The 13,557-nt window shown below is 69.6% G+C and carries 11 protein-coding genes and 1 pseudogene; 3 read left to right on the top strand and 9 right to left on the bottom strand.

The window, feature by feature from the left end; translation table 11 throughout:
- Positions 1-6 precede the first annotated feature (6 nt).
- Positions 7-1,173, bottom strand: coding sequence for an HpcH/HpaI aldolase/citrate lyase family protein (locus OHA37_RS26665; RefSeq protein ID WP_266909091.1), 1,167 nt, complete (start codon positions 1,171-1,173; stop codon positions 7-9).
- 193 nt (positions 1,174-1,366) lie between these two features.
- Here OHA37_RS26665 and OHA37_RS26660 point away from each other — a divergent pair, with 193 nt between their 5' ends.
- The gene (locus OHA37_RS26660; RefSeq protein WP_266909090.1) at positions 1,367-2,125 is read left to right on the top strand and encodes a TerD family protein; all 759 of its coding nucleotides are present in this window, start codon (positions 1,367-1,369) and stop codon (positions 2,123-2,125) included.
- Between the two features lie 43 nt (positions 2,126-2,168).
- On the opposite strand, the gene OHA37_RS26655 is transcribed toward OHA37_RS26660, so the two are convergent.
- The 6 genes from OHA37_RS26655 to OHA37_RS26630 form a co-directional block, all read right to left on the bottom strand.
- Positions 2,169-2,909: a TerD family protein gene (locus OHA37_RS26655; RefSeq protein ID WP_250745558.1), complete on the bottom strand. Its 741-nt coding sequence runs from the start codon at positions 2,907-2,909 to the stop codon at positions 2,169-2,171.
- A 148-nt stretch (positions 2,910-3,057) separates the two neighbouring features.
- On the bottom strand, positions 3,058-4,173 hold the full coding sequence (locus OHA37_RS26650) for a DUF475 domain-containing protein (protein WP_266913111.1): 1,116 nt from the start codon (positions 4,171-4,173) through the stop codon (positions 3,058-3,060).
- A 25-nt stretch (positions 4,174-4,198) separates the two neighbouring features.
- Complete coding sequence (locus OHA37_RS26645) at positions 4,199-4,774, bottom strand: TerD family protein (RefSeq protein ID WP_266909089.1); 576 nt, start codon at positions 4,772-4,774, stop codon at positions 4,199-4,201.
- Between the two features lie 214 nt (positions 4,775-4,988).
- On the bottom strand, positions 4,989-5,564 hold the full coding sequence (locus OHA37_RS26640; RefSeq protein ID WP_266909088.1) for a TerD family protein: 576 nt from the start codon (positions 5,562-5,564) through the stop codon (positions 4,989-4,991).
- 160 nt (positions 5,565-5,724) lie between these two features.
- Positions 5,725-6,183, bottom strand: a complete 459-nt coding sequence (locus OHA37_RS26635) for a peroxiredoxin (protein ID WP_266909087.1) — start codon at positions 6,181-6,183, stop codon at positions 5,725-5,727.
- A 217-nt stretch (positions 6,184-6,400) separates the two neighbouring features.
- On the bottom strand, positions 6,401-6,826 hold the full coding sequence (locus OHA37_RS26630) for a DUF3052 domain-containing protein (RefSeq protein ID WP_243329420.1): 426 nt from the start codon (positions 6,824-6,826) through the stop codon (positions 6,401-6,403).
- A 446-nt stretch (positions 6,827-7,272) separates the two neighbouring features.
- Here OHA37_RS26630 and aceE point away from each other — a divergent pair, with 446 nt between their 5' ends.
- A complete protein-coding gene (gene aceE, locus OHA37_RS26625; protein ID WP_266909086.1) occupies positions 7,273-10,005 on the top strand; it encodes a pyruvate dehydrogenase (acetyl-transferring), homodimeric type in 2,733 nt (910 codons plus the stop codon).
- Between the two features lie 72 nt (positions 10,006-10,077).
- Positions 10,078-10,830 (top strand): annotated as a pseudogene (locus OHA37_RS26620) (potassium channel family protein); the annotation flags it as partial.
- A 256-nt stretch (positions 10,831-11,086) separates the two neighbouring features.
- On the opposite strand, the gene OHA37_RS26615 reads toward OHA37_RS26620, so the two are convergent.
- Complete coding sequence (locus OHA37_RS26615; RefSeq protein WP_266909085.1) at positions 11,087-11,617, bottom strand: peptidase inhibitor family I36 protein; 531 nt, start codon at positions 11,615-11,617, stop codon at positions 11,087-11,089.
- 261 nt (positions 11,618-11,878) lie between these two features.
- The gene (locus tag OHA37_RS26610) at positions 11,879-13,495 is read right to left on the bottom strand and encodes an MFS transporter (protein ID WP_266909084.1); all 1,617 of its coding nucleotides are present in this window, start codon (positions 13,493-13,495) and stop codon (positions 11,879-11,881) included.
- Between the last annotated feature and the right edge of the window lie 62 nt (positions 13,496-13,557).

The following is a 13,557-nucleotide window of genomic DNA, read 5'->3' as shown; positions in this document are numbered from 1 at the left end:
GCCCGCTCACACCTGGAGCCCGGCCGTGAGGAGATCGACGAAGCCGACCTCCTCCTTCGCCACACCGAAGACCTCGGCGCGCAGCATGGTGCGCTCGGCCCAGGCCCGGTGGGGCTTCACCTCGTTCATCTTGTTCGTGTAGGCGGAACGCATCACTCCGCCACCTCCGCTCTCGGGGCGCAGGATGTCTTGAGCATCGCTGAACTCCTCGTGCGACACCACCGAGAGCGCGTGGACCGGGGTGACGTGGGCGGGGTGGATGCAGGTCTTGCCCAGCAGCCCGTTGGCCCGGTCGAGCTCGATCTCGCGCAGCAGCCCGTCCAGGTCGTGCTCGATCAGCGCGGTGCGCAGCTCCTCGACGCCCTCCTCCAGGAAGGGGCTGCGGCGCAGCTGCGGCTTGAAGAGGCGCTGCTGGCTGCGGAAGTACTCCCACACGGGCCCGGTGACGGTGAAGCCGGTGCCGTCGGCGCGGCTGAGCACGTTGACCACGTCGGCGATCACCCCGGCGACGATCTGGACGTCGTAGGCGGTCATGTCGGGGGTGCGCCGCAGCCCGTAGGCGGAGCAGAAGTCGGTCACGCCGAGGCGCAGCGCCAGGACCCGCTCACGGTACTTGTTGACCGTGCGGGAGATACCGGCGAGGGCCTCGACCCGGGTCTCCAGGTGGAGCAGTTCGGGGGTCTCCAGGACGGGCATCGCGTACAGCCGCGGCTGTCCGCTCGCGGCCTCCGCCTGGGCGACGGCGTCGAGGAAGGCGATGCCCCGGCTCTCGCTGAACTTGGGGAGCACGAATCCGGCCAGTCGCGCCGCCGAGCCGCCGAGCCGGTGCACGATGTCGGGAATCTGCTCGGGCTCCCGGACGCGGATGAAGAGCAGGGGGAGCTCCGCCGGGTCCTCGTGGAGGGCGGCGAACTGCCGGACGAGGTTCTCCTCGCCGCCCGCCACGTCCGCGTCGCTGATGGAATCCTCCAGGCAGAGGACCATGGAGACGACTCCGAGGCCGGCCTGCTTGCGGATGTCACGGGCGAGCTGGGGCCGGGTGGCCGGGCTGTAGAGCGTGGCTCCCAGGGCGGCCGCGAGCGTGGCGGAGGGGGAGGCGGCGGTGAACTCGGCCGGCTCCTGGTGGAAGAGGTCCTTGCGGACCATGGGCGATACGTGCCCGAAGTGACGCATGTGCTTCCCCCGTACAGGCTCGGCGGCCGATCTGGCATGGCCGGTAATAGTACGTACGAACGCGAGTCAAGAGTTCCTCAAGCACATGAAATCCAGGTAACCCTCTTGCACCATGCCCAGGTCTCGCGATCCGGACAAGGTCTACGGGGGGCCGCATTGTCCCGGTCCCGCCCGGGAGGGCAGGATGACCGGCATGACGCACGCGATGCAGAAGGGCTCCAACATCCCCGTGGCCGCCGTGGCGGTCCGCGCGGTGCTGCGCTGGACCGGAGGGCCCGACGTGCCCGACGTGGACGCCTCCGCGCTGCTCGTGGGAGCGGACGGGCGCGTGCGCTCGGACGAGGACTTCGTCTTCTACAACCAGCCCCGCCACCCCTCCGGGGCCGTCTGGCGGCTCGGCAAGAAGCAGCTCGGCGACGGGATCACGGACGCCGTCCAGGCGGACCTCAGGGCCGTCACCCCGGCCGTGGACCGGATCCTCGTCGTGGCCTCCGCCGAGGACGTCCCCTTCGAGCGGGTCCACGACCTGCGGATCCTGCTCTACGACGCCACCGCGACCGGCGTCTCCGAACCGCTGGCCTACTTCGACGTACGGCCGGAAACGGGCGCCGAGACGGCGCTGATCTGCGGCGAGCTGTACCGGCGGGCCGACGCGTGGAAGTTCCGCGCGCTCGGCGAGGGCTACTCCAACGGGCTCGTGGGCCTGGCCACCGACCACGGGATCTCCGTGGACGAGAACGCCCCCGCGGCCCAGGAGCAGGGGCAGGCACAGGGGCAGGGGCAGGTCACGTCCGCCTCCCCCGCGACCCCGGCTCCGCCCACCCAGGCCCCGCCGGTCTCCCAGCCCGCCTACGGCTACCCGCAGCCGGTGTCCCAGCCCCCGGTGCCGGCCCCGGCCGGCGACGCCGCCTTCCGGCTGCCGGCGCAGGGCCCGCAGTTCATCCGCCGGTGAGCGGCGGCCGGGCCGAGCGGCCCGGCCGGCCCGTCCGCCTCCGTCAGGTCTTCGTCTTGTAGCCCCGGCCCCACTGGAGGCCCCACCCGTACAGCCGGTCCAGCTCGGCCTGGAACCCGTACACGAAGGTGACCTCGCGCCGCACGATCAGCTCTCCCTTGACGTTCTCCAGGGAGACGACGGCGCAGGAGCGGGCGTGCGGGTGGCGCTCCTCCAGCGGGATCTCGATGCGCGGCCCGGTGATCGGGTAGAGGGTGACCAGGGCGTGCGTCCGGTCGAAGGCCGGGGTCTGGTCGTAGATGTACACGAAGACCAGCAGCCGCTTGATCTCCTCGGCGTGGTCGAGATTGACGAAGATCGTCTCGCCGGAGGGCGCCCCGAACCGGTCGTCCCCGCTGAGCTTGACGTATGGCGGGCTGTTGATGTCCCCGTGCAGGTTCCCCAGCGGCTGGACGACTCCCCGGGTGCCGTCGGTCAGCTCGTAGAGGCAGCCGATGTCGAGGTCGACATTGACCATGCCCTGGGTGTGCGCCTGCACCATGTCGGGTTTGAACAGTTTGAACGGATGCCGGAAGAGCTGCCCGCTCTGGCCCGCGCTGCGGCCTCCTATGTCCGAGGTCCGCATCCGCCAGGAGAGGTTCACGCGCAGATTGCCGTGCACCGCCCCCTGTTTGGTGAGCGACACCGTCGGATGGCGTTTGGTCAGCTCGATCGCGTTCGACGAGGCACTGCCCGACTGGAACTGCGTGCCACGGCTGCCCCTGATGCCGTCGAAGAATCCCATCCCCACAACCCCCCTGATCCCTTGGCCTGCTTGGTCCTCCGGCGGCATGCCGGCACTCCGGCGTCCCGACATGCGGACGGGGCGGCCCGACAGGTCCGTGGACCCGCCGGACCGCCCCGCACTTGAGCGTTCCGCATTACCGCCGTGATCATGCGTCGGCGGTGGAACCCTCCAGCTCCAGGCGCTTGTTGCGGCGCACCGAGGACCAGAAGGACCATCCGATCAGCACGACGCCGACGAGGCCGGTGATGACCTCGTTGATCTCGTACTGGATGGTGACGAGCAGGATGACGGCGAGCGCGCCGATGGCGTAGTGCGCGCCGTGCTCCAGGTAGACGTAGTCGTCGAGGGTGCCCTGGCGGACCAGGTAGACCGTCAGCGACCGGACGTACATGGCACCGATACCGAGGCCGAGGGCCATGATCACGATGTCGCTGGTGATGGCGAAGGCACCGATGACCCCGTCGAAGGAGAAGGAGGCATCGAGGACTTCGAGGTAGAGGAACATGAAGAACGCGGCCTTGCCGGCCATGGCGACGGCGGAAACGGGCTTGCCGCTCTTCTTCGCCGCCTCCTCGGCCTCGTGCTCGTGCTCCTCCTCTTCCTCCAGCTTGTTCTCGAAGTAGCCGGAGAGGCCGCCGACGATCATGTAGGTGATCAGGCCGAGGATGCCGGAGATCAGGACCGTCTGCGCCTTGTCCACGTGCGTGCCGCCGTGCTGGTGCGCGTTGACGGCGAAGGTCATCGAGGTGACGACCAGGACGATCAGCGCGATGCACGCCGACAGCATGTCGATCTTGCCGAGCTTGGCGAGCGGGCGTTCCAGCCAGGCGAGCCACTTGATGTCACGGTCCTCGAAAATGAAGTCGAGGAAGATCATCAGCAGGAACATGCCACCGAAGGCGGCGATGGACGGGTGGGCGTCCGTCACGAGCTGCTTGTACATGTCCTGGTCGCGCACCGCGAGTTCGACGGCCTCGATCGGTCCGATCTTGGCGCTGATCGCGACGATCACGATCGGGAAGACCAGGCGCATGCCGAACACGGCGATGAGAACACCGATCGTGAGGAAGATCTTCTGCCAGAAGGCATTCATCTTCTTCAGGATTCCGGCGTTGACCACCGCATTGTCGAAGGACAGGGAGATCTCCAGGATGGACAGGATCGCAACGATCCCGAAGGCCTCCCACCCCCCGTAGAGCACCGCTGCGACCAGTCCGAGCGCAGTGACTGCGAACGACCAGCCGAAGGTTTTCAGAACCACTGGCATCCCATCGTGTTGTACGGCTTTACGAAACGTTGACCCCGAAGTCTAGAGCGATGCCGCGGAGCCCCGACGCGTACCCCTGCCCCACCGCACGGAACTTCCATTCGCCCCCGTACCGATATACCTCGCCGAAGATCATCGCCGTCTCGCTGGAGGCGTCCTCGGAGAGGTCGTAGCGGGCCAGTTCCTGGCCGTCCGCCTCGTTCACCACGCGAATGAAGGCATTGCTGACCTGGCCGAAGCTCTGCATGCGAGCCTCGGCCTCGTGGATCGAGACGGGAAAGACGATCTTGTCCACACCGGCCGGGACCTTGCTCAGGTCGACGATGATCGACTCGTCGTCGCCGTCACCCTCGCCGGTGAGATTGTCCCCCGTGTGTTCGACGGAGCCCTCGGGGCTCTTCAGGTTGTTGTAGAAGACGAAGTACTCGTCCCCGAGCACCCGGCCGTTGCTGCACAGCAGTGCGCTGGCATCGAGGTCGAAGTCGGCGCCCGTGGTCGAGCGCGCGTCCCATCCGAGGCCGATCAGAACCCGGGTGAGGTTCGGTGCGGCTTTGGAGAGGGAGACATTGCCCCCCTTGGCGAGTGTGACGCCCATGTTGTGGTCCTCCCCGGACGACGGTGGCGGTGTGGCGATGCGACGGTACGGCGTGTGGCGGTACGGCGTGTAGCGCTGCGGCGTGCAGCGCTACGGCGGTGCGGCCGTACCGCGGTGAGGCGGTGAGGCCGGCGGAGCCGTAAAGCCGGTCCGGCGCCGTACACACGAGTGCACGGCGCCGGACGGATGGAACGACTGCTCGGGTGGAGCAGGCTCAGACGTTGACGCCGAAGTCCTGCGCGATGCCGCGCAGGCCCGAGGCGTAGCCCTGGCCGATGGCACGGAACTTCCACTCCGCACCGTTGCGGTAGAGCTCGCCGAAGACCATGGCGGTCTCCGTCGAGGCGTCCTCCGACAGGTCGTAGCGGGCGAGCTCGGTGTTGTCGGCCTGGTTCACGACGCGGATGTAGGCGTTGCGGACCTGGCCGAAGCTCTGCTGGCGGCTCTCGGCCTCGTAGATCGAGACCGGGAAGACGATCTTGGCCACGTCGGCGGGCACGCCGGCGAGGTTCACCTTGATCGCCTCGTCGTCGCCCTCGCCCTCACCGGTGGTGTTGTCACCGGTGTGCTCGACCGAGCCGTCGGGGCTCTTCAGGTTGTTGAAGAAGACGAAGTTCGAGTCGCCGGTGACCTTGCCCTGGTCGTTGGCCAGGATCGCGCTGGCGTCGAGGTCGAAGTCGACGCCGGTGGTGGTGCGAGCGTCCCAGCCCAGACCGACGATGACCGCGGTCAGGTTCGGCGCGGCCTTGGACAGCGAGACGTTGCCGCCCTTGCTGAGGCTGACTCCCACGGGTCCTCCATAAGGTTTTGTGTGGGGCGGGGCCCCGTCGTGCGGTTGCTACCGGATCAACGTTTCGATCCTAGTGACGGGTTCCCGCCTGTACGGGCTTATTCGAGGCGAACGGGCCCGCGTGCCTGGCGGCACGTGCCCATGAGCCTGCGACACGGACTCAGAGGCTGTCGAGAGCCTTGATGTACTCGTTCAGGTCACGCGCGTCGGGCAGTCCGTTGACGACGGTCCAGCGCACGATGCCGTCACGGTCGATGACGAAGGTGCCGCGCACCGCGCAGCCCTTCTCCTCGTCGAAGACCCCGTAGGCGCGGGAGGCCTCCCCGTGCGGCCAGAAGTCCGACAGCAGCGGGTACTCCAGCCCCTCCTGCTCGGCGAAGACGCGCAGGGTCGCCGCGGAGTCGTTGGAGACCGCGAGGAGCTGCACGTCGTCGTTCTGGAAGCGCGGGAGCTGGTCGCGCAGCTCGCAGAGCTCGCCGGTGCAGACGCCGGTGAAGGCGAAGGGGTAGAAGAGCAGCACGACGGCCTTCTCCCCCCGGAAGTCGGAGAGCCGCACGACCCTGCCGTGGTTGTCCTTGAGCTCGAAGTCCGGGGCCTTGCTGCCGACCTCGATCGCCATCTGTCGCATCCCTTCGTCCCGCATCCCTGCGTTGGGCTGTTCGGGTGATCCCACCTTATGGGTCCCCCGCTCGTGGGTCCGTCGCTCATGGGTCCGCCGCTCGTGGCCGTGCCGCGCCCGCGGCCCCTGCCGGTCCGCCGCGAAACGCACGCACCCCGCCCACCGGGAAGCTTCCGGCGAACGGGGTGCGTGTGTCCGCATGGCTGCGGGGCGCGGCTCAGCGCTTGGACTTGGCCGTCTTCGGAGTCGCCAGCTTGGTGGCGGTCCACTCCTTGCCGACGGGAAGACCCTTGGCCAGCGAGAGGCCGGCGGTCTCGGCGGCCTCGCTGATGTCGCTGGCCTCGACGAAACCGTCCTTGCCGGTCTTGGGAGTCACCAGCAGGATCAGTGCGCCGTCCTCGACCAGCTCGGTCGCATCGACCAGGGCGTCCGTCAGGTCGCCGTCGTCCTCCCGGAACCACAGCAGAACCGCGTCTGCGACATCGTCGTAGTCCTCATCGACGAGTTCGGTGACGTGATCCTCTACGGCATCACGGAATTCCTGATCGACGTCGTCGTCGTAGCCGATCTCCTGGACCACCTGTTCGGACTGGAAACCCAGCCTGGCGGCCAGGTTCTCCGCGTGGTCCGCGGTCGCGCTCACGGGGTGCCTCCTGCTCATGTTCGGTGAATGTTCTTCGGCGGCGCGCGTACGCGCAGCATTGGGCGTAGTCCACACGGGCGCGGCGGATCGCGCAAGTACCCGGCCGCCGAGACCGTCGAAACGGTGACGATTGCGGCCGTCTCGCCGCAACTTTCAGCCCTTCCGGATGTACCCCTGGTGATTCATCCCACACCATTCCACCTCATTCGGCACGGCCTCGGGACTTTCGCACCTGTTTGAGGGACGAACGGCCTTGCGAAGGGGTTGATCGACATGGGCGTAAGGTTGCGGTTTGGGCGTTGTCGTCGCCGCAGCCAGCACAATCCCGCCACCTCCAGGGATTACCCAACGGTAAAGATGACGATTTCTGCCGAGCGTAAGACCATGGGAGGCGGCGAGACCCAGTTGCAGCTTCAGCACGACTCCCCCGACAGCGAAGGAACAGCGTGGCTTCCGCATCCGATCGCAATCCGATCATCATTGGTGGCCTGCCGAGTCAGGTACCGGACTTCGATCCGGAAGAGACTCAGGAGTGGCTCGACTCCCTGGACGCCGCGGTCGACGAGCGGGGCCGTGAGCGCGCCCGCTACCTGATGCTGCGGCTGATGGAGCGGGCCCGCGAGAAGCGCGTGGCCGTGCCCGAGATGCGCTCCACGGACTACGTCAACACGATCGCCACCAAGGACGAGCCCTTCTTCCCCGGCAACGAGGAGATCGAGCGCAAGGTCCTCAACGCCACCCGGTGGAACGCGGCCGTCATGGTCTCGCGCGCCCAGCGCCCGGGGATCGGCGTCGGCGGTCACATCGCCACCTTCGCCTCCTCCGCCTCCCTCTACGACGTGGGCTTCAACCACTTCTTCCGGGGCAAGGACGAGGGCGACGGCGGCGACCAGATCTTCTTCCAGGGCCACGCCTCGCCCGGCATCTACGCCCGCGCCTACCTCCTGGACCGGCTCTCCGAGCAGCAGCTCGACGCGTTCCGCCAGGAGAAGTCGAAGGCCCCGTACGGCCTCTCCAGCTACCCGCACCCGCGGCTCATGCCGGACTTCTGGGAGTTCCCGACCGTCTCGATGGGCCTCGGCCCCCTCGGTGCGATCTACCAGGCCCGGATGAACCGGTACATGGAGGCCCGCGGCATCGCGGACACCTCCAAGTCACACGTTTGGGCGTACCTGGGCGACGGCGAGATGGACGAGCCCGAGTCGCTCGGCCAGCTCTCCATCGCGGCACGCGAGCACCTGGACAACCTGACCTTCGTCGTCAACTGCAACCTGCAGCGCCTCGACGGTCCGGTCCGCGGCAACGGCAAGATCATGCAGGAGCTGGAGTCGCAGTTCCGCGGCGCCGGCTGGAACGTCATCAAGCTGATCTGGGACCGCTCCTGGGACCCGCTGCTGGCCCAGGACCGCGACGGCATCCTGGTCAACAAGCTGAACACCACCCCGGACGGCCAGTTCCAGACGTACGCCACCGAGACGGGCGCGTACATCCGCGACCACTTCTTCGGCGGCGACCACCGGCTGCGGGCGATGGTCGAGAACATGACCGACCAGCAGATCCAGCACCTCGGACGCGGCGGCCACGACCACAAGAAGGTCTACGCGGCGTACGCGGCGGCCAAGGCCCACAAGGGCCAGCCGACGGTGATCCTCGCGCAGACGGTCAAGGGCTGGACCCTGGGCCCGAACTTCGAGGGCCGCAACGCGACCCACCAGATGAAGAAGCTGACGGCCGACGACCTCAAGCGCTTCCGCGACCGCCTGCACATCCCGATCACGGACGCCCAGCTGGAGGACGGCGCGCCGCCGTACTACCACCCGGGCCGCAACTCCCCCGAGATCCAGTACATGCACGACCGCCGCAGCGCGCTCGGCGGCTACGTGCCGACCCGCGTGGTGCGCGCGAAGCCGCTCCAGCTGCCGGGCGACGCCACGTACGCCGCGGCCAAGAAGGGCTCGGGCCAGCAGTCGATCGCCACCACCATGGCCTTCGTCCGCATCCTGAAGGACCTGATGCGGGACAAGGAGATCGGCAAGCGCTTCGTGCTGATCGCCCCCGACGAGTACCGCACCTTCGGCATGGACGCGTTCTTCCCTAGCGCCAAGATCTACAACCCGCTGGGCCAGCAGTACGAGGCCGTCGACCGCGACCTGCTGCTCGCGTACAAGGAGTCGCCGACCGGCCAGATGCTGCACGACGGCATCTCGGAGGCGGGCTGCACGGCCTCGCTGATCGCCGCGGGTTCGGCGTACGCGACGCACGGCGAGCCGCTGATCCCGGTCTACGTCTTCTACTCGATGTTCGGTTTCCAGCGCACGGGTGACCAGTTCTGGCAGATGGCCGACCAGCTGGCCCGCGGTTTCGTCCTCGGCGCGACCGCCGGCCGGACCACCCTCACGGGTGAGGGCCTGCAGCACGCCGACGGCCACTCCCAGCTGCTGGCCTCGACGAACCCGGGCTGTGTGGCGTACGACCCGGCGTACGGGTACGAGATCGCGCACATCGTCAAGGACGGTCTGCGGCGCATGTACGGCCCCGACGCCGAGGACGTCTTCTACTACCTGACGGTCTACAACGAGCCCATCCAGCACCCGGCCGAGCCGGCCGGCGTGGACGTGGACGGGATCCTCAAGGGCATCCACCGGATCTCCGAGGGCACCTCGGGAGCCGTCGGGGCGCAGATCATGGCCTCGGGCGTGGCGGTGCCGTGGGCGCTGGAGGCGCAGCGCATCCTGGCCGCCGAGTGGAACGTCAAGGCGGACGTCTGGTCGGCGACCTCCTGGAACGAGCTGCGCCGCGAGGCCGTCGCCGTGGAGGAGCACAACCTGCTCCACCCGGAGGAAGAGCAGCGCGTCCCGTACGTGACGACCAAGCTGTCCGGCGCGGAGGGTCCGTTCGTGGCGGTCTCCGACTGGATGCGGGCGGTCCCGGACCAGATCTCGCGCTGGGTGCCCGGCAACTACACCTCGCTGGGCGCGGACGGCTTCGGCTTCGCGGACACGCGGGGCGCGGCCCGGCGCTTCTTCCACATCGACGCGCAGTCGGTGGTCCTCTCGGTGCTGACCGAGCTGGCCAAGGAAGGCAAGATCGACCGCTCGGCGCTGAAGCAGGCGATCGACCGGTACCAGCTGCTGGACGTCCGGGCGGCCGACCCGGGCGCGGCGGGCGGCGACGCGTAGCAGCCACCCTTCCGTAAGGGGCGCCGGGACACCTGTCCCGGCGCCCCTTATTCGTTCCTTACGATGCTCCGCATGAAGCAACCCTCTCCCCAGGCGCGGTGGGAGCGCCGGACGCAGACCCCGCTGCTGGTGCTCGCCCTGGGTTTCGCCGTGGCCTACGCGGTGCCCATCGTCCTGCCCGACGCCAGCCCGGCGGTGCACAGCGCCTGCAGGCGCGCCGAGTGGGTGGTGTGGGCCGCCTTCGCCGCCGACTACCTCGTCCGGCTGGGTCTGGCGCAGTCCAAGAGGGCCTTCGTACGGACCCACTGGATGGACCTGGCGGCGGTGCTGCTGCCGATGATCCAGCCACTGCGGCTGCTGCGCGTGGTCTCGACGCTGATGCTGGTGGGGCGGCGGGCGCGGATGGCCCCGCAGATCCGGCTCACCACGTACGTGGCGGGCTCGGTGGTCGGGCTGCTGATGTTCGGCTCGCTCGCGGTGCTGAGCGTGGAGCGGGACGCCCCCGACGGCAACATCAAGAACCTCGGGGACGCCCTGTGGTGGTCGGTGACCACGATGACGACGGTCGGGTACGGGGACCACTCCCCCACCACCGGGCTCGGCCGGCTGCTGGCGGTGGGGCTGATGCTGTCCGGGATCGCGCTGCTGGGTGTGGTGACCGCCAACATCGCGGCCTGGTTCATCTCCCGCTTCGAACGCGACGACCGGGTGGAGCGCGCCCAGACGGCGGCGATCGCCGAACTGACGGCAGAGGTACGGGCGCTGCGCGGCGAGGTCGCCCGGCTCGGCGGGTCGGCTCCCGCCGGGGCGGCCGGGGCGGCCGGGGCCGCGCTGGTGACCGGGTTCGCCGGGTCCGGCGGGTTCGCCGGGTCCGGCGGGTCCGGCGGGTCCGGCGGGTCCGGCGGGTCCGGCGGGTCCGGCGGGTCCGCCGGGTCCGCCGGGTCCGCCGGGTCCGCCGGGTCCGCCGGGTCCGCCGGGTCCAACGGGATCCCGACGGCCGCGGGGCCCGCCCCGGAGCCCGGCCCGGGCGCGGGCATCGGCGCCCAGGGCGGACCGGTCCAGGCGGGCGACGGCAGCGCCGTCAGCGCTCCCACACCTTGAACGCCCTGACCTGGTAGGGCGACTGGGGCAGCCACACCCCGTCGCCCGGGTAGGTCTGGAACTCCCCGGTCTCGGCGCATTCGGCCGACTGGTAGGTGGTCACCGGGCGGCCGGTCCGGTTGGTGAGGGACTGGGCGGTGGTCCCGGCGGGCAGGGCGGTGCAGCTGTTGATGTCGAGGGTGCTCAGCTCGTGGGTCGTGCGGGCGCCCTTGAACTCGGGCTTCGCCCACAGGCACAGCTGCCCGGTGGCGCAGGCCCCGAGCGCCGGCGGCCCGGCGGCCCGCCCCTTCGCCTTGGTCCGCCCGGAGGCCCGTACCGGGGCCGGAGCATCGGCCCGGGCCGCGGCCTGGGTCCGGGCCGGAGCCTGAGTCCGGGCCTGCAGGGGAGCCTGCGCCGGGGCGCGGCCCGCCGCGTGGGCGGATTCCGCGGTGCCCGGGATCAGCAGGGTGGCGGCGAGAACGGTGGCCGTGGCGGCGGCGCGGCCGGAGAAAGTGGTGTTCCACGTACGCATGACGGGTCAACTCCTGGTGGACGTACGGGCCCCGGACCGTTTCCGAAGGCTCCGTCGCACCACGCTGACCTGCGCGGACGTCCCGGCGGAAGGGGCCGCGAGCGGGTCCACCCTGATAGGCGACAGCCCCGCCGGAACCGTCCGGCGGGGCTGCTGGGGCCCCGGAGTTGACGCCTCCGGGACCCCTCGACCGCCACGGGCGCGCGGCCGGCGGCACAGAGCCAGCGGGGCACTGTGCACGGCCAGGCGGCCGGGGCGGGGCTAGATGTGGGCCGCGCCCGCCCCCGCCGCCGCGTTCTCGCCGCGCTTCGTGAAGCCGGCCACGACCGCGGCGAGTACCGCGACCACGCCGGCGACGGTGAAGGCGGTGCTCATCCCTGACACGAACGTGTCGTGCGCGACCCCCGTGATGGTCGCCGCGACCTGCTCCGGCGTGCCCGCCGGGACCGGGGAGATGCCGACCTGGATGCCCTTCACCGCGAGGTCCGCCTGCTCCGGGGTGAGCGGCGGCAGCCCGGCCCCGGTCCAGTTGCCCTCGAAGACGCTGCCGACCTTGCTGGCCATGACCGCGCCGAGCACGGCGGTGCCCAGGCTGCCGCCGACCTGCATGGCGGCCTGCTGGAGTCCGCCGGCCACGCCCGAGAGCTCCAGCGGGGCGTTGCCGACGATGACCTCGGTGGCGCCGACCATGACGGGCGCGAGCCCGAGGCCCATCAGGGCGAACCAGAGCGACATGGTGAGGGTGGAGGTGCCCGGGGTCAGCTGGGCCATCCCGAAGCAGGCGACGGCGGTGGCGACCATGCCCGCGACGAGCGGCAGCCGCGGGCCGACCTTGGTGATGGCCAGGCCCGCCAGCGGCGAGCCGACGATCATCATCCCGGTCAGCGGCAGCAGGTGGAGGCCGCTGTCGACGGGGCTCATGCCGTGGATGTTCTGCAGGTAGAAGGTGACGAAGAACAGCCCGCCCATGAACGCGAAGGCCATCAGGACCATCAGCACCGTGCCCGCGGACAGCGGCACCGAGCGGAACATCCCGAGCGGGATCAGCGGCTCGGAGACGGAGTTCTCCCAGAAGGCGAAGGCCACGAAGCACAGCACCGACCCGCCGAGGAAGGCCAGGGTCTTGGTGTCCCCCCAGCCCCATTCGGAGGCCTTGATCAGGGCCCAGATCAGCGAGAACATCCCGGCCGACAGCAGCAGGATGCCCAGGACGTCGAAGGAGCGCGGGGCCTTCTCCGCCCGGTGGTCGACCAGGATGAACAGGCCGAAGGCGAGCGCGATGATGCCGACGGGCACGTTGATGAAGAAGACCGACTGCCAGCTCACGTTCTCGACGAGCAGGCCGCCGACGATCGGCCCGGCCGCGGTCGAGGCGCCGATGACCATGCCCCAGATGCCGATGGCCATGTTGAGCTTCTCGGCGGGGAAGGTCGCGCGCAGCAGGCCCAGCGCGGCCGGCATCAGCAGCGCTCCGAAGACGCCCTGCGCGACGCGGAAGCCGATGACGAGCTCGACCCCGTCGGAGAAGCCGATGGCCGCCGAGGAGACGGCGAACCCGGCGATGCCTATGAGGAAGGTCTGGCGGTGGCCGAAGCGGTCGCCGAGCTTGCCCGCGGTGATCAGGGAGACCGCGAGGGCCAGCAGGTAGCCGTTGGTGATCCACTGGACGTCGGCGAGCGAGGCGCCGAGGTCCTTCTGGATCGCCGGGTTGGCGACGGCGACGATCGTGCCGTCGAGGGTGACCATCATGACGCCGATCGCGACGGCGAACAGGGTGAGCCACGGGTGGCCCCGGAGGCCCGTACGAACCGGCGGGAGGCCCGGTTCCTTGTCGAGCGAGCGTGCGTCCCCGCCGTCGACGGTCATCTGACTAGTCATGCGGACAGGTTAGTGACAGCGACTGACACTTCACAGACCGGTTCGTCAGACAGTCGTTGTCA

It is taken from the genome of Streptomyces sp. NBC_00335, assembly GCF_036127095.1.
Taxonomy (GTDB): Bacteria; Actinomycetota; Actinomycetes; order Streptomycetales; family Streptomycetaceae; genus Streptomyces.
The sequence above is the reverse complement of the archived record's forward strand: the minus strand, read 5'-3'. Positions and strand labels throughout refer to the sequence as shown.

Excerpts from the sequence above, each read along its gene's own strand:
- OHA37_RS26665 (WP_266909091.1), bottom strand. The coding sequence starts at position 1,173 with ATGCGTCACTTCGGGCACGTATCGCCCATGGTCCGCAAGGACCTCTTC.
- OHA37_RS26660 (WP_266909090.1), top strand. The coding sequence starts at position 1,367 with ATGACGCACGCGATGCAGAAGGGCTCCAACATCCCCGTGGCCGCCGTG.
- OHA37_RS26655 (WP_250745558.1), bottom strand. The coding sequence starts at position 2,909 with ATGGGATTCTTCGACGGCATCAGGGGCAGCCGTGGCACGCAGTTCCAG.
- OHA37_RS26645 (WP_266909089.1), bottom strand. The coding sequence starts at position 4,774 with ATGGGCGTCACACTCGCCAAGGGGGGCAATGTCTCCCTCTCCAAAGCC.
- OHA37_RS26635 (WP_266909087.1), bottom strand. The coding sequence starts at position 6,183 with ATGGCGATCGAGGTCGGCAGCAAGGCCCCGGACTTCGAGCTCAAGGAC.
- OHA37_RS26615 (WP_266909085.1), bottom strand. The coding sequence starts at position 11,617 with ATGCGTACGTGGAACACCACTTTCTCCGGCCGCGCCGCCGCCACGGCC.
- OHA37_RS26610 (WP_266909084.1), bottom strand. The coding sequence starts at position 13,495 with ATGACTAGTCAGATGACCGTCGACGGCGGGGACGCACGCTCGCTCGAC.